Genomic DNA, 20,150 nt, shown 5'->3' on the forward strand with positions numbered 1-20,150 from the left:
GGTCAACGTGCGAAAGAATTTCAAACGCTTCGCCACCGCCCTCGGGTTCACCCTCTCCCTGACGGCGCTCGCCGGTTGTAACGGCGCCCTCCAGCTCGGCAACAGCAACTCTGACAAGCAGAACGCCCAGAATGCCGCCGAGAGCCAGGCCCCGCGCAGCCAGGTGCGGATCTACTTCCGCGACGTCTCCCAGCTGGAGGCGGCCTCGCGCGCCGGGGTGGACCTGTTCGAGAACGTGGACCGCACGGCGGGCACGGTCGACGCCCTGGCGACGGCCAAGGGTGAAGACGCCCTCAAGCGCCTCGGCATCCGCTACGAGGTCCTCGAAGCCCCCCGCACCACCCGGGGCGCGGGCCTGCCCTCGGGCTACCAGACGGTCGAGGCCGTGATGGCCGACGTCAAGCAGGTGGCCGCGAACTACCCTTCGATCGTGCGGCTCGAGACCATCGGTAAGTCGCTGCAAGACCGCCCCCTCACGGCCGTCCACGTGACGTCCAAGCCCCAGGGCATCCAGCCCGCGGTGCTCATCACCTCGGGCCAGCATGCCCGCGAGCTGCCCCCGGTCGAGCTGAACATGCGTCTGCTCAAGCTTCTGACTGAGCAGTACGGCAAGGATCCCGCCATCACCAAGCTGGTGGACACCCGCGACATCTGGCTCGTGCCCGTGCTGAACCCGGACGGCCGCACCATGGTCGAGGGCGGCAGCGCCATGTGGCGCAAGAACGCCCGCAACAACGGCGACGGCACCCGTGGGGTGGACACCAACCGCAACGCCGACGACCACTTCGAGCAGGGCAACCCCAGCACCCACGCCGACGACTACCGCGGCAGCGCCCCCTTCTCGGAGCCCGAGTCGCAGGCGATCCGCGACCTGTGCGCCCGCGAGAAGTTCACCGTCTCGCTGGACATCCACTGCTACGGCGGCATGTTCCTCTGGCCGCCCGGCAACACCAGCACCCCGACCAAGGACGAGGCGACCTTCCGCAAGATCGGCGATCACATCGCGAAGCCCCTGGGCTACCGCTACGGCACCATCAACCGCACCATCTACCCGACCTACGCGGACATGGCCACCTGGCAGTACAACGCCCACGGCATCCTGGCCTTCGCCGCCGAGCTCCAGGACCCGCGCTTCAACCCGCCCTTCTCCCAGGTCGACACCGACTGGAAGCAGTGGAAGGATAATCTGCTTTACCTGATCGACGTGGCGGACAGCCCGCGCACCCGCTCATAGCAAGCGAATCGGCTCCCCCAAATGGGGGAGCCGATTTTCTTTTGGCCCGCGGCGTCGGTTGACGCCAACATGTTACCTATATAAGAATTAAAATATTAATAAGAACATCACCCAGGACATTACCCTGCCTCACAGAGAGCGATCGCATGCCGCCGTTTTCATCCCCACGCTCCAGAGCACTCGCCACCGGCATCCTGCAAGGGGGCGCATTTTATCTCCTCTACTGGCTCATCACGCACCGGGTCGCCGCATTCAGGCAGCCTACCGTATTCCTTCCCGCTACGACCTTCGTGGCCTTCGTTCCGCTCGCCCTTCAGCTCTTGGCCCCTCTACCGCCTTCGTGGCGCAAGTGGGCCTTCACGCTGGCCGCGACGTCGGTCCTGCTTGCCACAGCGTTCTATACAGGCTGGACCACCAATAGCGAGACCTTCGGCGCGATCAACGCGCTCAGCCGTGCCCTGACCTTCGGCCTGAGAATAGCCATCGGCTGGTTTCTCGCTCTCTGCCTGATGCAAGACTGGATCGAAACCGGCTCACGGAAGCATCCCTACGCCTCCTTCCTACACGCCCTGGGACATCACGCTTATGTCATCGGGAGCAGCGTTCTCTTCGTCGGTATCGTTTGGAGCCTGCTAGGGATCGGAAGCGGCCTCTTCACGGTGATCGGTCTTCAGCTGGTCGCCGACATGTTCTTCGATCCGCTCTTCTTCTTCCCCTTCACGACAACCCTCTTCGCCTGGTCGATCCACCACCGCCAAACCAGAGGGTTCACCCCTCAAAAGCTCCGCCAGCAAGTAAGCTTCTATGCCTGGCTGACACCGCTCGCAAGTGGCATCGCCTTGCTCTTCCTCGCCAGCCTTCCCTTCACAGGCCTCGAACCGTTGTGGGGCACCGGCCATGCCACTTCCTTGATGCTCGCGCTACAAGTCGCGACCCTGGCACTGACCAGCCTCACCGTGCAGGACGGAAGCCACGAGCCGCCTTTCTCGCCCAGGCTTCGTGGTCTCATCACGCTGAGCCTCTTTGCCATGCCGCTCTATGCGATCCTGTGCGCCTATTCGCTAGGGCTTCGGATCCAGCAATACGGCTGGAGCGTGAGCCGCGTTTGGGCCGCCTTGCTCGTCGCCACCATCGGGCTCTGGGGGGTCGGATACGCGCTTGCCCCGCTGAAGCGTCACGATCGGTGGCTCGCTCTCGTCCCGGCCCTGAACAAGGCCTTTGCCACGCTGATCGTTCTGATCGCGATCCTGGTCAACACGCCGCTCCTGGATGCCGAGCGTATAGCGGTCGCAAGTCAGGTCAATCGTCTCCTCGAAGGCACGGCCGCCATCAAGGACTTCGACTTCGCCTACCTGAAGTCGCACTCAGGCAAGTACGGCCACGATGCCTACCAGCGCCTCGCCAGTCTCACGGCGCACCCCCAGGCAGCGGTCATCAAAGGAGCGATAGAAGCCTTGCAAGACAAGCCAAAAGTCGCGATCGCCCCGCTGAACTCGACGGCCGAACTCCTCGTCCGGACCGAAGTCTATCCACGCGGCAAAGCCCTGGATGCGACCCTCGCCGCCTATCTGTTCGAGCGCTACCGAGAAGGGGCCAGCGAGGTTTCTTGCTACCGTACGACCCCCAGCTGCCTCATGGTGGCCATCGATCTGAACGGCGATCGCACCGAAGAGTTCGTGCTGCTCGAGGACGCCTTCCACGTTTTCTCGCGCACGCCGAAGGGTTGGACGAACGTCGGCCAACTGCAGAATGAGACCTGGGGCGATCTGACGCGTGCCGCGCTGCGGAGACGCCTCCAGAACGCCCCCCCGAGAGCCATCCCTGCCAAATGGCACAACCTCTCGCTCGGCGAGCTGGAGTTCCGAGTGAGGCCCCGTTATCCTTCTCCCGCTGCAGCGACTCCCTCAAGCCAAGCAGCGGCATATCCCGATTGAAGGGATGCCTAGCGCTCCAGCTGATAGGGCAGGTCGATGACGGCGGTGTTAGGACGGAAAATCAGCGCCAGCTTGAGCCGGGCGGCGTCCTGGTCGTGAAGGAAATACTCCCACCAGTTGCCGGGGCACGAACTCCGAGAGCACGATCGTTACGGGCGTATGGTGGGCGTCGGTCGAGAGCCCCCAGCAAACCCGGTCCTGTTCAGGTCGCGGGAGCGGTGCGATGGGGGGCGCGGCTCTCGCGCTACCTCACAAGCCTGCGCATCACTCCTCGAAAGCTTGATTCGCCCGGATGGCCAGGGCGAGGCGAATGTCCCCGTAGGAGACGCGCTCACCCAGGTCCTCGTAGATAGGCTTGAGGCGCTCGGCCTGAAGGCGCGCTGCCGCCTCGACCACCCGGGCGTAGGTCGCACGGCTGAGCCAGGGCTCAGGGCGCGTGACGTTCTCGTCCTGGATGAACTCGAGCAGGTAGCCCTCGACGGTGCTCGCGGCCCGGCCCGTGAGCGCGGCGACCTCGTCCACCGTCTTGCTCGCGCGGAAGGCCTCGAAGGCCGCCTCGCGCTGGGGGTTGGCCCGGCCGGGCTTATCGATGGCAGGCTCGGCGGCAGGGGCTGCGGCCTTGGAAACCGAGACGAGCGGTGCCTCGGGGCCAACGCTCAGGCCAAGAGTCTGAGCCTGCTGCTGGATGAGCTCGATCAGGCGATCGCCCAGATCTCGCGCCTTGGCTTCGCCGATGCCCTTGATCCCACGCAAGCCGAGCTGCGAAGTGGGGCGGTGATGGGCGAGCTCCTTGAGGGTCGCGTCCCCGAGGATGAGGTAGGGCGGCACGCCGCGCTCCTGGGCGATCGCGCGGCGCCACCCGCGCAGCTCCTGGAACAGGCTCTCCTCTTGCGGCGAGAGGGCGAGACCCTCGGCCCCCGCCCGACGGCTCGGAGCCTTGCGCTCGACCTGGCGCGGCAGGGTGAGTTGCACGCTCGCCTCGCCCTTCAGCAGCGCCCAGCCTCCGGGCGTCAAGCGCAGGGTGTGGAACTCGCCCTCGCGCACCAGGAAGTCGAGCCCCGTCAGCTGGTCGATCCAGTCACCGATGTCCGTGAGCTGGTACTCGGACAAGAGGCCGTAGGTGGTGAGCTGGTCGTGACCATTCTGGAGGACCTTGGCGGTCTTGGAGCCCTTGAGAACTTCGGCCACGTAGCGGGCGCCGAAGCGCTCCTTGACCCGGGCGACGCACGAGAGGATCTTCTGGGCCACCACCAGCGAGTCAGGCAGGACCGCGTGCTCACCGAGGCATACGTCGCAGGCCCCGCAGCTCTCGCCCTCGAACTCCTGGCCGAAATAGTTGACCAGGAAGCGATGGCGGCAGGTGAGCGTCCGGCAGAAGCGGTACATCTCGTTGATCTTGTCGAGGGCGAGGCGATCGTAGTCGGACTGAGGGTTGCCCTGGATGGTGCGCCAGGCCATGGGGTCGGCGGCACCGTACAAGAGGACGCACTCGGCGTCGAGGCGATCGCGTCCCGCGCGGCCCGCCTCCTGCTGGTAGTTCTCGATGGCCTTGGGCATGCCCGTGTGGATGACGAAGCGCACGTTGGAGCGGTCGATCCCCATCCCGAAGGCGACGGTCGCCACGATGAGATCCACCCGCTCGGTCGAGAAGGCCTCTTGGTTGACCCGGCGGGTCTCGGGGCTGAGGCCCGCGTGATAGGGCAGGGCCTTGTAGCCCAGGCCCTGCAGGGTCTCGCAGAGGCTCTCCACGTCAGCGCGGCGGATGCAGTAGATCACGCCCGCCTCGCCCGCATGACGGTCGAGCACGGCGCGCACCTGGGCGAGCATGTCCTTGCGGTACTCGGCCCGGTAGAGAAGGTTGGGGCGGTCGAAGCTGCCCACGAGCGTCAAGGCATCATTCATGCCGAGGGCGCGCACCACGTCCTCGCGCACCGCCTCGGTAGCGGTCGCGGTGTAGGCGTGGATGCCCACCTCGGGGAACCACTCGCGGAGCTTGGCGAGGTTGCGGTAGTCGGGCCGAAACTCGTGGCCCCACTGGCTGACGCAGTGGGCCTCGTCCACGGCGAAGAAGCTGATGGACGTGCTCTTGAGGAGGTCGTGGACGTCCGGAGCCGAGAGACGCTCGGGCGACATGTAGAGGAGCTTGACCTGCCCGTCGCGGATGGCCTGGTAGGTCCGGCGTTTCTCGTCGGCCGAGAGGGTGCTGTTGAGGGTGGCAGCCGCGATCCCGTTGGATACGAGCGCGTCCACCTGGTCCTTCATGAGGGCCAGAAGAGGCGAGACGACCACCGCCATGCCGTCGAGGGCGAGCGCGGGCAGCTGGTAGCACATGGACTTACCACCGCCCGTGGGCAGGATGACGAGGCAGTCACGCCGCTCAAGCACGGCCTGAACCGCCTCGGCCTGGTTGGGCAGGAAGCTGTCGTAGCCCCAGTGGCGCTGCAACAGATCGAGGAGGCGGGGTTCGATCGCAGATTCAACTCGCATGAGTCCATTTAAACATAAGTTCGATAGGCTCATGCATCCCATGCGGGATCATCCGCCTCCCTCAAAGACGAGGCGTCACAGGACCTGCGCTGGGAAGGGGCTCGTCACGGCACGGCGCACGTTAACCCGCCCGTGGCCATACTTGTCATCCCGCCCGAGGGCACCTAGGTCATCGCTCGTCGCCATGATGTGCTGGCGAACTTGATCATGGAAAGCGGCGTTCAGCCGGGTGTTGGAAGGATCATGCTTGGCGACGAGCAACGCCGCTAAACCCGCGACATAGGGACAGGCCATCGAAGTGCCGCTCATCGTGGCGTACGAGGTAGTGCCCGTGGAATTGGCGTAGGTGGGAACGGTCGAATAAATCTGGCCGCCCGGAGCTGCGACGTCGATGCGATCGCCACGGTTCGAGAAGCCAGAGAGCCACTCCCAGATGACCTCCCCTACCTGGTAACGGCTCGTAGACGAGACGCTCAGGCAATCCGGCGAGTTGGCCGGTGCGCAGACCTCGGCGCCGTCGTTGCCGCTCGCGACGACCACCATGACCCCACGCTTGCGGGCCTCGGCGAACACGAAGTCGTAGAACGGACTCCGGCCCTGATAGCTGCTCCCGAGGCTCATGCTGATGATCCGAGTCCGGCAATCCTCCTTGCCTTGGGGAAGAACCTTGCGGTAGCCGTCATCGTCCAGGCCATTCCCGTCCGAATCGAGGCCGAGGGCGTAGACGAAACCGGAGAGAATCCCGAAATCGGTGCCACCCTGCTCCCCTAGGACCTTCACCGGCATCAGGTTCACATCCCACGCGAGCCCGGCCACGCCCGTGGCGTTGTTGCCCGCCGCTCCGATGATCCCCGCGCAGTGGGTCCCGTGGCCGTCGGTGTCACGCATCTGAGAAGACGGACGGCTGGGATCAACGCTGAAGTCGGCCGCCGCCACCACCCGCTGGGCGAACTCCGGGTGGGTCACGTCCAACCCCGTGTCCAGCACCGCGACAATCACCTTGCTGGCATCGAGGTTCTTCACGGGGTCCGCCCCGCCCCAGAGGGCCTTCGCCTCCGTCACCTGGTGAGCCCACTGCGATCCGAACAAGGTATCGTTCGGCGCCACGTACGACGCGCTCGGCCGCTGCCGCCAGTTGAGCGACACGTCCGTGACGCCCGGACGATCGAGCAAGCGTGCGTGCGCGTCGACCAAGCTCATGCCCTCGGGAATCCTCAGGCCCACGATGCGATCGCCCAGGCTGATCTCCCCAAACCGCTCGAAGCCCTCGAGCGCAACGGCGGCATCGGCGCCTTCGGCGAGGCGCACGAGCAGTTGCCGGGGCAAGTAGGAGTCAGCCGGCACGTCGCGCGGCCCGGTGAGGGCCTCGGGCGGGTGCTTGCTCGCAGCAGGCGCGTCATGGACGGTGATTCCCCACTCGGTCGGCGTTGCCACGGGCGCCTGATGGCACCCGACCGCCAGCACGAGCGCCAAGGCGAGAGATAGGGGGACGTACTTCCGGAACATCAGCGCCTCCTGTGGCACACGCGCAATCGTCGCTCCGATGGCCTGCGAGCTTTAAGGACGAAACACCTCGACGCCCCGGGACTGACGCCCTGCGGGGTCGTACCCCCCGAGCGCGAAGAGGCGATCGCCGAAGGCGACCAAGGCAAGATGGGCCCGCGGCGCCGACATAGGGGCCTTGAGGATCCATGCGTTGTACGTGGGGTCGTACTCCTCAACCGAGTCCAGGAGACGTCCCTGCGCATCGACGCCGCCCGCGACGTAGAGCCTGCCATCGAGCTCCGCGGTGCCGAAGGAGTGGCGCGGCACGTTGAGTGAGGCGAGCGGTGCCCCCCAGAGACTCGTCGTGGTCCATTCCCCTGGCGTGTAGCGCAACATGCCGCCGAAGGTCTGCAGCGCTCCGCTCTCCGCGTGCTTGGCGTACCCGCCGACCACGTAGAGGTGGTGATTGAGCACCGCTGCACCCAGGCCGGCACGCGGCTGGGGCAGGTCCGTCTCGTCGTACTGGTACAAGGTCGAGGGCACGAAGGCGCACACATCGTCGCTCGCGAGCGATGCAGCCCCCCAAGCCTGCATCATGCCGCCGATCACGAAGATCGCGCCGTTGTAGGTCAAGGCCGCGAAGCCGATGCGGCCATAGCGCGCGTTCGTCAGGGTGGGGGCGGTGAGATCCTTCCAGGCTTGCCGCTGGGGAACGTAGACGTCGATAAACGGCGTCAGCGTGTCGTACGTCCCGCCGATGTAGTAGATGCGGCCATCCGAGACGATGGATGCGCCAAAGTATCGCGATCGACTCGAGGCGTCATGGTAGCTCGCCGAGTCGCTCCAGGCCGGCGTAGGGGCCACCCGCCAGCTGTCCGCCTGCGGGTCGTAAAACTCGAGGCTGGACTCGCCATCGCCCCCGATGGCGTAGAGTTCCCCCTCGACCACCCCCGCCGAGAGGCCCCCACGCTCATGCGACATGGGGCTAGCGACCGTCCAGGAGTTCCGCGGCATCTCGACGTAGGCGAGGCCAAGCTCCGCTGGGCGTGGCGTGGCGTGGTTCCCAGTCGGATCCTCACTCTGCGACCCGGGCGGCTTGGTGGTCGGTGGCGCTTCCAGGATACTCCGCTCGTTCGCGGCGCGTGGGCACCCTGCGAGCGTCAAGCTGAGCAGGGACAGTAAGAGCATGAAACGAACAGGAGAACGCATGGCCCCTCCTACTCCAAGACCATCGACTCGGCGGCACGCAGCGGTGAGACGCTTTTTGCGACGAAGTGACCGTCGCTCCCGCCGACCACGAACGCCTTGCCGTCGACTCCCGCCGCGGCGGCGTGCCCGCGCGCAACGCGCATCCTGGGGCGCACCTCCCAGGTGTCCGTGGCGATGTCGTAAACCTCGACGTTCGCGAGGGCCTTGCCTCGAGCGTCGATGCCGCCGACCACGTAGACCTTGCCGTTCCTGACCAGCGCGCTTGCCCCATGCCGGGCCGTCGGCATGGCCTGGCGATCCCGGACCAACAAGCTCCCGGCATCGATCTCCTCGACCCGATGGGTGAGCGTATCATTCAGCAGGGCCCCGCCAAAGGCGTAGAGCTTCCCCCCCACCGCCGCGAGCGCAGCGCCGTAACGGGCAGTGTCGAGACGGGGTTCGCCAAGCTGATCCCCGTACTCGACCCAGGCGGCCCCCGGCGCCCCGAGGGAAAGACGGTAGATCGAACGATCCAGGTAAGTGCCAGCACTATTGGACCAGGTGCCCGTGGCCATGTAGAGGTACCCGTCGAGGCACGTCGCCGCCCCCATGTAGCTCGGGTACCTGAGAGTGGGTAGCGGTGTCGACCATTGATTCGCCGCCACATCGTACACCTGCACCAGGCGCGTGATGCTGTTCGCGGCGTCGACGCCCCCCAGCACGTATAACTTGGTTCCCTGCGAGGCGTAGGCCGCATGGGAGACCGGCACGGGCATCTTGGCAAGGGGAGTCCAGCCATTCGGCGAGTAGCGCAGGACGCTGTCCGTGGCAACGTTGGTGGCTCCCTGAGGAGCGAGGCCACCCGCCATCACGAAGCTGTCCTCACCGTTGAGCTTGAAGAAGCCGGCCGCCGCACCGGCTCGCGCCTCGGGCAGCTCCTCGATATCCGAGGAGGCCGTCGCAAAATTGAGGCTCGCAGTCGCATCCGCCGACAGGTCCACGGGAACGGGCCCCACGGAGAAGGCGCCAGCCCGGCCGTAAAGCTGCCATTGGCCGGGCTTGACGGGTGAGATGGCGTAGCCGCCGTTGGCCAGACCCGATTGCTTGGGCGAAACCGGATCGTTGACCCAGACGGAGGCAGCCAGGTTCGCGGGCAAGCCTGAGACCGTGACGCGCAGGGCCACCGGCCGCTGCACCAAGCGCGCATCGCCGAGATCGAGCGCCGCGAGATTGCCGCCCTGCTGCTCCAACTGCACAGCGAGCGCATCCGCATCGATCAGACCGTAATGTTCGACACGCCGTGCGACCTTGAGCCCATCGATCACCGCTTGGACCTTGTCGCCGTCGAGGCTCGTCGCCAGCGCGGAGGCATCTGCGAGCAGACGCTGGAAGACCCCGCCTCGCACCGTGGTGGCCGGCGAGACTTGAGCAACGTTCTGCCCCTCGGCGAGCGTCACGGTGGTCATGAAACGGCAACCGGGGATGGGAAGGTCGCCCGCATCGAGACTCTCGATCGAAACGATGCGGTTGCGTCCGGCAGGAAGCCCCGTGAGCGTGATCGCATCATTCTGAGCGCCGATAGGCGCCGTCTTGACCAGCGGCGTTACGATGCCGGGCCCGCTGATGACGACCCGCGCCTTGTTCCCTGACACCAGATACTGGAGCTGACGCTCGCGGGGGAAGACGCCAGCGAGCGAGAGCTGCAGCGTTCCTTGAGGGGTGCTCGATGGAGCCGGGGGGACTGCGCAACTGGCGCCGAGCAGCGTACCGACACCGATCGCTGTTAGTAGCTGCCTCATGGCTTCCTCATCACGGGTGTGGAAGGCGGCAAGGCCGCGATCTTGAAAAGGACAGAGGATGGTCAACAAGACCATACATAAAACAATAATAAAATATAGACATTATATATCATAAATCAGTTAGACGGCACTCAGAAAGCAGCCATCATTCCGGCCCTGCGCCCCGCGTGAGGATGAAGTAGCCTTGACACGGGTATTTGGGGCGTGGGTTCATGGACTGATCCCGCTACTAGGAAGGCTTTGAGATGGCACCCAACTCCGAGATCCGCTTCATCGACACCCCCAAGGGGCTCCAGGCCCTATGCGACGACCTGGCCGGCTGCGACGTGCTCGCCCTCGACACCGAGTTCATCCGCGAGCGTAGCTACGCCCCCCGCCTGGAGCTGGTCCAGGTGGCCTCGCGCGACGGCGTGGTCGCCGCCATCGACTACGGCACCCTCGGCCGGATGGACAACGACCCCTTCGCGGACCTGCTGCGCGACGAGTCGATCCTCAAGGTCTTCCACGCCGCCGAGCAGGATCTCGAAGTCCTCAGCGCGCTGACCGGCGAGCTGATGCCCACCATGTTCGACACCCAGCTCGCCGCGGGCCTGGTCGGCTACGGCGCCAAGCCCGGCTACGGGGCGCTGGTCGAGGCCGTCCTCAAGATCAGGCTGCCCAAGGGTGAGAGCATGACCGACTGGTCGATTCGCCCCCTGACCGAGGCCCAGCTCACCTACGCCCTGGACGACGTGCGCCACCTCTTGGCCGTCTACGACAAGGTCCACGCCGCCCTTACCCAGTCGGGTCGCTTCGAATGGGCCCAGCAGGAGTGCGATCGCCTCGTCGGCGCCGTCGCCGCCCAGCAGAAGGCCCGCGAGAACCCCGAGACCCTCTACATGCGGGTGCGCGGCAAGGGTGGCCTGGACTCGGCCGGCCTGTGCGTGCTGCGCGAGCTGGCCATGTGGCGCGAGAGCGAGGCCCAGCGCCGCGACAAGCCCCGCGGCTCCATCCTCAAGGACGAGATGCTGGTCGAGATCTCCCGCCGCTCGCCCAAGCGCACCCAGCAGCTGCGCAACCTGCGCGGCATCCAGCCCCGGGACCTGGACCGCTACGGCGACGAGCTGGTGGACTTGGTCGCGCGCGCCCTCTCGCGCCCGCGTGCCGAGTACCCCGTGGCCGAGCCCCCCTCGCCCCCGCCCGACGAGGCGACCCTCGCGCTCGCCGACCTCTTGCAGGCCGTCACCCACACGGTCGCTGCCGAGTCGGGGATCGCCGCCTCGCTGCTTGCGACCAATGGCGACCTTCAGAGGCTGGCCGAGGCTTACCGCCGAGGCGAGTCGCTGAGCCTCTCCTTCCTCGAAGGCTGGCGCGGAACGCTCTTGGGGGAGCGCCTGCGGGCCATCCTCGAAGGTCGCTCTGCACTTGGCTGGGATCCCAAGGATCACAGCCTACGCCTCGTAAGCCTCTAAGCCACCTCACCGGAGATCTGCGTGTCGAACGCTTTCACAAGGCTCAGCGCTTGAAAGCTCACGGCTGAACCGGCGGGAGAGATCCGTTCAAGTCCGCAACTTCGAAAGGCACAGCCCCCGCTAAAGCGGGGGCTGTGCCTTTCGAAGTGATGGGGTTATTTTACAGGCTGCGGCTCCCAGTCGTGGTCTGAAAAACGTAATCGAACGTCACCTTCTCGGAAGACCAGTCCTTGAGCCAAAGCTTGCCATAATAAGCGGTGCTGTCGCTGGGGTACTGGACTCGGAACAGGTACACATTGCCCGGCGTGAGTTTCATGCTATTTCTGTTGCCGACGGGCGGGGCGCTCCAGCCGTACTCCGGGAGCTCTTTGATCGAGCCGAACTCAACCGCGCCTTTATCGATAAAGCCAAGGTCGACTTTCTTGCTGGCGTACTGCCGCCCGTAAATGAAATTACCGTTGTCTTCTGAATTCGATCGCCCAGACCACGACATGAACTCAATTTGACCGTGATCGGTGCCAGAGCTATCCATCCCAGTCGCAAAGTCAAACTTATTGGACTTGTAGAGTGAAATCGTCGTGAAGGACGGATCCTGGATGAGGGGCAGGACGACATTCTCCTTGATGACGGAGGTCGATGAATACTGATTCGAGGGGGTTGGCGTGGGCGTTGGCGAAGGGCTTGCTTGGCCAGTACCGCCATTGAGGCTGTTACCACCCTTGAGGCCTGCAAGAAGGCTGGAATCACACCCCGCCATGAGCAAACCGCCAAGGGCCAAACTTGCGGCCAAACGGGCACGATGAGCGAATTTCACTACGACCTCCAACGGGAATTTTATCTGACAATACTTATTTTAAATATAAACCATGGCAAACCATATAGTAACATTGACAGAATAAAGTCCGATCTTCAGCCGCTACCTAACCAGCCCCCTTGGCCTTTTTCCCAAGGCAGGGATGCCCTTGCCTCCAAATCGAGACAAGGACATCTTTTCGTTAAACTGGTTGAATTGCCCGCTATTTCAGAACCTACAGGAGACGCACAGCATGGGAATTTTTGACGCCCTCCTCGGCAACGCATCCGAGATCACCGTGGACGAGGTCAAGAGCAAGTACGGCCATATCTTGGCCGAGGGCGAGCGCTACGAGCATGCCTACAAGCTGATCCGGGACATGTTCCTCTTCACCGATAAGCGCCTAATCTTGGTGGATGTGCAAGGCATCACCGGCAAGAAGATCGAATTCCACAGCATCCCCTACCGCAGCATCACCCACTTCGCCATCGAGACCGCGGGCACCATGGATCTCGACGCCGAGCTCAAGATCTGGCTCTCGGGGCGCGCGGAGCCCATCACCAAGCAGTTCAACAAGCAGCTCAACATCTACGCGCTGCAATCCCTGCTGGCGACCTACGCACTGCGCTAGACGCGACGCCTGGCGTGATAACAAGAATCCCCCTCGCGTGCGAGGGGGATTCTTGTTTGCTAGCTGATCTCGGTCAGGACCAGGTTGGGGTTGCGCTCCTGCACGAAGCGCATCATCCACTGGTCGCGGAAGAGAAGCACCGGCTGGTCGTCACGGTCCATGACGCAGACCGCGTCCTTGATCGTGCGGTAGTCGAAGTCCGGGTTCGTCACCCAGCGCGCCAGCTCGACCCCCATGCGATCGAGGATGATGTCGACGCCGTACTCGGCCTTGAGGCGGTGCTGCATGACCTCGAACTGGAGCACGCCCACCGCGCCGAGGATGGCTTCCTGGTCGCCCACCTGGGGGCGGTAGAAGACCTGGACCGCGCCCTCCTCGGAGAGCTGGTCGAGGCCCTTCTTGAGCTGCTTGCGCTTGGAGGGATCCTTGAGGCGGACCTGGGCGAAGTGCTCGGGCATGAAGCGGGGAATCCCCATGTACTCGAAGGCCTTGCCCTCGCACAGGGTGTCGCCGATCCGGAAGTTGCCCGAGTCGAACAGGGCCACGATGTCGCCGGGGTAGGCCTCCTCGACCACCGCGCGGTCCTGCGCCAGCAGCTGGTGGCTGTTGGCCAGGCGCATGTCGCGGTTGGTCCGCGCGTGCTTGATGGTCATCCCCCGGGTGAACTTGCCCGAGCAGACCCGCATGAAGGCCATGCAGTCGCGGTGGGCGGGGTTCATGTTCGCCTGGATCTTGAAGATGAAGCCGCTGAAGCGCTCCATATCGGGCGGCACCGGGCCGTCGCTGGTCTCGCGGGGCACGGGGGCCGGGGCGATCTTCACGAAGTCGTCCAGGAAGATCTGGACGCCGAAGTTGGTCATGGCCGAGCCGAAGAACAGGGGGCTCAGCTGGCCGGCGAGCACCCGCTCCAGATCGAAGGGATCGCCCGCGATCTCGAGCATCTCGATGTCCTCGAGGAGCTGAGCATAGAGGGCCTGGCCCAGGATCTCGGGCAGGGTCGGGTCGTCCAGGCCCATGACGTTGGCCGAGCCCTGGCGCTGGCCGTGGTCGGTGCCCTGGAAGAGGTGGATCTTGCGGGTGGCGCGCACGAAGACACCCTTGAAGTCCGAGCCCATGCCGATGGGCCAGTTCATGGGGCACGAGCGAATGCCCAGCACCTTCTCCAGCTCGTCCATCAGGTCGAGGGGATCCCGGCCGAAGCGGTCGAGCTTGTTGATGAAGGTGAAGATCGGGATCTCGCGCAGGCGGCAGACCTGGAACAGCTTCTTGGTCTGGGTCTCGACGCCCTTGGCCGCGTCGATCAGCATGACCGCCGAGTCCACGGCCGTCAGCGTGCGGTAGGTGTCCTCCGAGAAGTCCTCGTGGCCCGGGGTGTCGAGCAGGTTGACCTCGAGCCCCTCGTACGGGAACTGCATGACGCTCGAGGTAATCGAGATGCCGCGCTGCCGCTCGAGCTCCATCCAGTCCGAGGTGGCGTGACGCTGGGCCCGGCGCGCCTTGACCGAGCCGGCCATGTGGATGGCGCCTCCGTACAGCAGGAGCTTCTCGGTGAGGGTGGTCTTACCCGCGTCGGGGTGCGAGATGATGGCGAACGTCCGGCGACGCCGGACCTCTTCGGCGAGGGAGAGCGACAATCCATCCTCCTGGAGGCGATTCCGAGCCGTCTTGGACCCGGGGAATGCGAGTGCTAGTCGTTATTATAGCTCATCGCCCCACCGCAGGCTCCGTATTATCCACGGTCGATCGGTCCGGTCCCGCCGGGCCATGATGAAAGGGTCGTTCAAGCGATCGATTGCGATCGACGGCTATAAGGAACCCGCATGATACGTCACATCCAGACCAACCTGTCCCTCCGAATCGCCACCTTCCTGGTGCTCGGGCTGGGCCTGCTCATGAGCGCGCTTTGCGCGTTCTTCATCTCGACGGCCGCCCAGAAGATGGAGTACAACCTCCTGCTCAAGGGCAAGGGGATGGCCCGCCAAGGGGCCGCCGTGGTGGCCGAGCTGCTCTCGACGGGCATCCGAGACGGGAAGCTCAGCGCCGATGAGGCCTTCGACGAGAGCTACCAGGCGATCGCCGGCTCCGAGACCGCCAAGTACCGGACGCGATTCGTCGCTTTCACGGACCTGGCCCTCCCCCGGGTGCAGGACGTCTTCATGAAGGATCCGGACATCCTCTTCGCCGCCGCCGCCGATCGCAACGGCTACATCGGCACCCACAACAACCCCGAGCGCTCCAAGCGGCGCTTCGACGACCCTATCGGCCTCAAGGCCGCGCAGAACACCGAGGCCGCGGGCCTCGTCCAGCTCTACCACCGCGACACCGGCGAATGGGCCTGGGACATCTCGAGCCCCATCACGATCGAGGGGCGCCACTGGGGCGCGTTCCGGGTCGGCTTCTCGAAGGCCCGCCTCGACGGCCAGATCCGGGACTTCGTCCTGACCATGGCCTCCGCGTCGGTCGTGGTGATCGCCCTCTTGAGCGCCTTCGTCTTCTGGCTGCTGCGCCGCGCGCTGCGTCCGCTCGACCACATGGTGCGCGTCGTCGAGGCCGTCTCGCACGGGGACCTGCGCCACAACGTCGAGGTCCGCAGCGCTGACGAGATCGGCAAGATGGCCGCGAGCCTCCAGCGAATGATCGCAAGCCTGCGCCAGGTGGTCGGCACGGTCCGCGGCGCCGCCCACGTGGTCGAAGGGGGCGTCAGCGAGATCAGCGCGAGCGCCGAAGAGATGAGCCGCGCCTCCCAGAGTCAGGCGGCTGCGGCCGAAGAGACGTCGAGCTCCATGGACGAGATGGCCGCCGCGATCCAGCAGGTCGCGGGCAACGCCCAGACCCTCGCCCAGAGCGTCGACGACACCTCCAGCGCCATCGAGCAGATGATGGCGAGCATCCGCCACGTGGCCGGCAACTCCGACAACCTCAACTCCGCCGTCAGCGAGACCTCGGCCGCCATCGAGGAGATGGCCGCCTCCATCCAGCAGGTCGCCCGCAACATCGAAGAAACCCACCAGGTCGCCGGCCACGCCAGCGAGGCCGCCCGCGAAGGCCAGCAAGCCGTCGAGAAGACCGTCGCCGGCATGACCAACGTCAGCCAGGTGATGGGCGAAGTGATCCATGCCATCGAGGGGCTGGGCAAGCGCTCGGGCGAGATCGGCGCCATCGTCGAGGTGATCGACGACATCGCCGAGCAGACCAACCTCCTCGCCCTCAACGCCGCCATCGAGGCGGCAAGGGCCGGCGAGGCGGGCCGAGGCTTCGCGGTCGTCGCCGACGAGGTCCGCAAGCTCGCCGAGCGCTCCGCCAAGGCCACCAAGGAGATCGCCGAGCTCATCAAGGGCATCCAGCGCGAGACGCAGCATGCCATCGAGTCGAGCGATCGCGGCGAGCACGCCATCCGCGAAGGGGTCACCCTCGCGCAGGCTGCCGGCCAATCCCTGTCCGCCATCGTCGGCTCGGTCGAGCGCGCAGGCGTGCTGATGGGCCAGATCGCCCAGGCCTCGCAGGAACAGGCCAACGCCGCCGAGCAGATCACCGGGGCGGTGGCCAACATGAGCCACCTGACCCAGCAGGTCACCTCGGCCACCCGCGAGGAGGCGGTCGGCAGCGAGCAGATCGTCCGGGCCACCGACGTCATGAACCAGATGACCCACCAGGTCTCGGAGGCCACCTCCGAGCAGAAGAAGGGGGGCGAGCGCATCGTGCTCGCCGCCGAGAACGTCAGCCGTGCCGCCCAGGAAGCATCCGAAGCCACCCGGCTCATCGCCCAGGCCTCGGGCGGACTCCAGGCCCAGGCCACGACCCTGCTCGACGCCATCGCCTTCTTCAAGCTGGACGACGCGCACGAACGAACCCAGCGCGTCCCGGCCGCCGAGAAGTCGGTCCCCATGCTCAAGGCCTAACCCAACGTAAAGCGCCCGCCGGTGAGTTCACCGGCGGGCGCTTTCAATTTGGGATGGTGGCTACATGGCCCGGCGAAGATCCGGCCCCTGGCGCAGCAGCTGCGTGAGGGAGTCCACGGGCAAGGGGCGGCTGAGGTGGTAGCCCTGGACCTCGTCGCAGTTCAGCCCCTGTAGGAAGGCCAGCTGCTCGGCGGTCTCGACCCCTTCGGCGATGACGGACATGTTGAGGCTGTGGGCCAAGAGGACGATCGTCTGGACGATGGCGGCGCTGTCGGCGTCGCGGGGCACGTCCCGGACGAAGGACTGGTCGATCTTGAGCATGCCGATCGGGAAGCGCTTGAGGTAGCTCAGCGAGCTGTAGCCCGTGCCGAAGTCGTCGATGGAGACGCTCACCCCCATCTCGCGCAGGGCCTTGAGGGTCGCGAGCGTCGAGTCCAGATCCCCCATGAAGATGCTCTCGGTCAGCTCCAGGTCCAGGGTGCTCGCGGGCAAGTCGAGCTCGGCGAGCAGGGCCTGGATGCGCTCGGCGACGTTCGGCTGACGGAAGTACGAGCCCGAGATGTTCACCGCCACCCGCAGCGGCGGCAGACCCATCTCACGCCAGGCCTTGGCCTGCTCGCAGGCAGAGCGGATCGCCCAGTCGGTCATGGGCAGGATCAGGCCGGTCTCCTCGGCCAGGGGGATGAACTTGGCGGGCGAGACCAGGTCCAGCTCCGGATGGCGCCAGCGGATGAGGGCCTCCGCCCCCACCACGCGGCCCGTGCGCAGGTCCACCTGGGGCTGATAGTGCAAGAGGAACTCGTTGCGATCGAGGGCCTTGTGGAGCTGGCTTTCGAGCGACAGCCGCTCCAGAGCCGCCTCACCCATGGCGCTCTCGTAGCGCATGCAGAAGTTGCGGCGCTCCTTGGCGCGGTACATGGCCGTCTCGGCGTTGCGGCTGAGCGCCATCGCCTCCCCGCCGTCGGTGGGGAAGAGGGCGTAGCCGATGCTCGCGGTGACGAAGAGGTCGTGGCCGTCGAGGACGAGGGGCTCGGAGAGGGCCGCGAGCAGTTCGCCCGCGAAGCGCGAAGCGTCCTCGGAGGCCGTGAGGCCGGGCCGGATGATGGCGAAGGAATCGCCCCCGATCCGGGCGATGTGGTCCGAGGGCCCGAGGGCTCCCAAAAGGCGCTCGGCGATCTCGCGAATCAAGAGGTCGCCGCTGGCATCACCCAGGGTGTCGTTGATGACCTTGAAGCGATCCAGGTCGAGGAAGAGAAGGGCGGATTCCTGCCCGCTGCGCAGGGTGTCGGCCAGGACCTGGCGCAGGCGGTGCTGGAAGAGGTCCCGGTTCGGCAAGCCGGTCAGGGTGTCGGCGCTCGAGAGGCGCTGGATGGCCGCCTTGTTCTCCTCGCGCATCACGCGCTCCAGGCCGGCGACAATGGTCGCAAGCTCCTCGCGCAGCGTTTCGCGCAGGGCCGCCGGGGCGCTCGTGGCACCCAGGCGTTCAACCAGGCGCTCGACGTGCTCCTCGAGAGAATTCGGAGAGTTTGTTGCGGGTTGATACATCATCACGTCTCTTCACGAAGAAATGCACGGAAGCACCTTTAGTGACCCTAAAATAGCACAAGAATGAGTAATTCGTGAATAAAGTCGCGATAATTGACCTAAATTTACATAAAATCAAAATTAGCGCAATAAACTAAGCCGTTATTTCACCGGCGAGCGGGACCCCCAGGTTCTTGGCGGCGCGCTGCGCCGAGCCCAGCTGACCCAGCAGGAACATGAGTTTGACCGTGGCAGCCTCGACGGTCATATCGCCGCACGAGACGGCTCCGGCCTGCGCGGCCCGCGCGCCGCACTCGTAGAGGTCCAGATCCACCGCCCCGGACATGGCCTGGCTTGCGATCGCAACCACCTTGCCGCTCTTGGTCGCGGCCTCGATGAAGGGCAGGAGGCTCTTCTCGGCGATAGGGACATTCCCCGCGCCGAAGGCCTCGAGCACGATGGCCTCGGCCCGGCCCTCGGCCAGGGGCATCAAGAGGTCGGCGTCCATCCCGGGCGTCACGCGGATGGCGAGCACCTTGTCCGAGAAGGCCCGATGGACCCGAAAGAGGCCCGCCGGGCGCCGGATGGCCTCGGTCCGCAGGGCCACCTTGAGGCCCACATCGGCGAGGGTCGGAAAGTTGGGGGAGGCGAAGGCGTCGAACTCGTGGATACTCACCTTCTTGGCGCGGTTGCCGCGGTAGAGGGCATGGTTGAAGAAGATGCCGACCTCGGGCACGTCCATGGTGGCCAATTCGAGGGCCGAGATCAGGTTGTTGCGCGCATCGGTCCGCAGCTCCGAAATCGGGCGCTGGGCCCCGGTCAGGATCACCGGCTTGGGCAGGTTGGAGAGCATGTACGAGAGGGCCGAGGCCGTGTAGACCATGGTGTCGGTGCCGTGGACGATCACGAAACCGTCGTAGGCGTCCATCTCGGCCTCGATCACATCGGCCAAGAGCTGCCATTCGCGGATCCCCGAGTTGGAGCTGTCCAGGTTGTAGAGGGTGCGCGCCTCCACCTCGGCGATGGCCCGGGCCTCGGGAAGACCGGCCAGGAGCTCGGCCGCATCGTCCGGCGGGCACAAGGCCCCTTCGAGATCGCTCGGGCGCATGCCCAGGGTGCCGCCGGTGTGGAGCAAGAGCAAGCGTTTCACGAGCGGCCGAGATCCTTTCGAAAAGCGGGAAAAGGGCGAACACTCGCGCGAGCGAGGCTTCTCGATTATACTGAAGCGCCTCAGGCATGATCCAGGAAAGGAACCATTCGCCGTGAAATTCAAGGTAATCGTTGTCGCGACGATGCTGGCCGCCCTCGGCGTGGTCGGCTGTCGCGGAGGAGACAAGATGGAAAACCAACCTTCCGCCAAGGCCGTCGCCACCACCTCGGGCCTCAAGTACGACGATCTGGTCGTCGGTTCGGGCAAGGAAGCCAAGTCGGGCAACCTCGTGTCGGTGCACTACACCGGCTGGCTCGAGGACGGCACCAAGTTCGATAGCTCGCTCGACCGCAAGCAGCCCTTCGACTTCGTGCTCGGCCAGGGCATGGTCATCAAGGGCTGGGACGAGGGCGTGGCCGGCATGAAGGTCGGCGGCAAGCGCAAGCTCTACATCCCGCCCCAGCTGGGTTACGGCGATCGCGGCGCCGGCGGCGTGATCCCGCCCAAGGCCACGCTGATCTTCGAAGTCGAGCTCCTCGACGTCAAGTAAGCTCCTAAGGCTCATGCGAAAGGGG

General features: G+C 65.4%; 14 protein-coding genes. 6 read left to right on the forward strand and 8 right to left on the reverse strand.

Translation table 11 applies throughout. The features are described 5' to 3' along the window. Positions 1–7 precede the first annotated feature (7 nt). Positions 8–1,234 carry a zinc carboxypeptidase gene (locus J7643_12230; protein ID MBO9541348.1) on the forward strand — a complete coding sequence of 409 codons (1,227 nt, stop codon included), beginning with the start codon at positions 8–10 and terminating at the stop codon, positions 1,232–1,234. Positions 1,235–1,380: 146 nt separating this feature from the next. Continuing rightward, a complete protein-coding gene (locus J7643_12235) occupies positions 1,381–3,168 on the forward strand; it encodes a DUF4153 domain-containing protein (protein MBO9541349.1) in 1,788 nt (595 codons plus the stop codon). 264 nt (positions 3,169–3,432) lie between these two features. On the opposite strand, the gene recQ is transcribed toward J7643_12235, so the two are convergent. From recQ to J7643_12255, 4 genes are all read right to left on the reverse strand, one after another. Continuing rightward, positions 3,433–5,655, reverse strand: a complete 2,223-nt coding sequence (gene recQ, locus J7643_12240) for a DNA helicase RecQ (protein MBO9541350.1) — start codon at positions 5,653–5,655, stop codon at positions 3,433–3,435. A gap of 75 nt (positions 5,656–5,730) precedes the next feature. Then, positions 5,731–7,161, reverse strand: coding sequence for a S8 family serine peptidase (locus J7643_12245; protein MBO9541351.1), 1,431 nt, complete (start codon positions 7,159–7,161; stop codon positions 5,731–5,733). A gap of 51 nt (positions 7,162–7,212) precedes the next feature. Next, on the reverse strand, positions 7,213–8,349 hold the full coding sequence (locus J7643_12250; GenBank protein MBO9541352.1) for a hypothetical protein: 1,137 nt from the start codon (positions 8,347–8,349) through the stop codon (positions 7,213–7,215). 8 nt (positions 8,350–8,357) lie between these two features. Then, positions 8,358–10,127 (reverse strand): hypothetical protein, encoded by a 1,770-nt coding sequence (locus J7643_12255; protein MBO9541353.1) that lies wholly within the window; start codon positions 10,125–10,127, stop codon positions 8,358–8,360. 245 nt (positions 10,128–10,372) lie between these two features. Here J7643_12255 and rnd point away from each other — a divergent pair, with 245 nt between their 5' ends. Beyond that, positions 10,373–11,578, forward strand: a complete 1,206-nt coding sequence (gene rnd / locus J7643_12260) for a ribonuclease D (GenBank protein MBO9541354.1) — start codon at positions 10,373–10,375, stop codon at positions 11,576–11,578. Between the two features lie 160 nt (positions 11,579–11,738). Here the strand turns inward: rnd and J7643_12265 are convergent, their stop codons facing one another. Then, positions 11,739–12,392, reverse strand: a complete 654-nt coding sequence (locus tag J7643_12265) for a hypothetical protein (GenBank protein MBO9541355.1) — start codon at positions 12,390–12,392, stop codon at positions 11,739–11,741. 232 nt (positions 12,393–12,624) lie between these two features. Between J7643_12265 and J7643_12270 the strand changes: the two genes are divergently transcribed. After that, positions 12,625–13,002 (forward strand): PH domain-containing protein, encoded by a 378-nt coding sequence (locus J7643_12270; GenBank protein MBO9541356.1) that lies wholly within the window; start codon positions 12,625–12,627, stop codon positions 13,000–13,002. A 59-nt stretch (positions 13,003–13,061) separates the two neighbouring features. On the opposite strand, the gene J7643_12275 is transcribed toward J7643_12270, so the two are convergent. Beyond that, a complete protein-coding gene (locus tag J7643_12275) occupies positions 13,062–14,636 on the reverse strand; it encodes a peptide chain release factor 3 (protein ID MBO9541357.1) in 1,575 nt (524 codons plus the stop codon). A gap of 186 nt (positions 14,637–14,822) precedes the next feature. On the opposite strand from J7643_12275, the gene J7643_12280 reads away from it, so the two are divergent. Then, on the forward strand, positions 14,823–16,901 hold the full coding sequence (locus J7643_12280) for a HAMP domain-containing protein (protein ID MBO9541358.1): 2,079 nt from the start codon (positions 14,823–14,825) through the stop codon (positions 16,899–16,901). A 60-nt stretch (positions 16,902–16,961) separates the two neighbouring features. On the opposite strand, the gene J7643_12285 is transcribed toward J7643_12280, so the two are convergent. Together J7643_12285 and J7643_12290 are read right to left on the reverse strand one after the other, a co-directional pair. Continuing rightward, entirely contained in the window at positions 16,962–18,449 is a 1,488-nt protein-coding gene (locus J7643_12285; protein MBO9541359.1) for a bifunctional diguanylate cyclase/phosphodiesterase, read from the reverse strand. A gap of 130 nt (positions 18,450–18,579) precedes the next feature. Further along, positions 18,580–19,575: an asparaginase gene (locus tag J7643_12290; GenBank protein MBO9541360.1), complete on the reverse strand. Its 996-nt coding sequence runs from the start codon at positions 19,573–19,575 to the stop codon at positions 18,580–18,582. Between the two features lie 187 nt (positions 19,576–19,762). Here J7643_12290 and J7643_12295 point away from each other — a divergent pair, with 187 nt between their 5' ends. Further along, positions 19,763–20,125 carry an FKBP-type peptidyl-prolyl cis-trans isomerase gene (locus J7643_12295; GenBank protein MBO9541361.1) on the forward strand — a complete coding sequence of 121 codons (363 nt, stop codon included), beginning with the start codon at positions 19,763–19,765 and terminating at the stop codon, positions 20,123–20,125. Positions 20,126–20,150: the final 25 nt, after the last annotated feature.

It is taken from the genome of bacterium (assembly GCA_017744355.1).
Classification (GTDB): domain Bacteria; phylum Cyanobacteriota; class Sericytochromatia; order S15B-MN24; family UBA4093; genus JAGIBK01.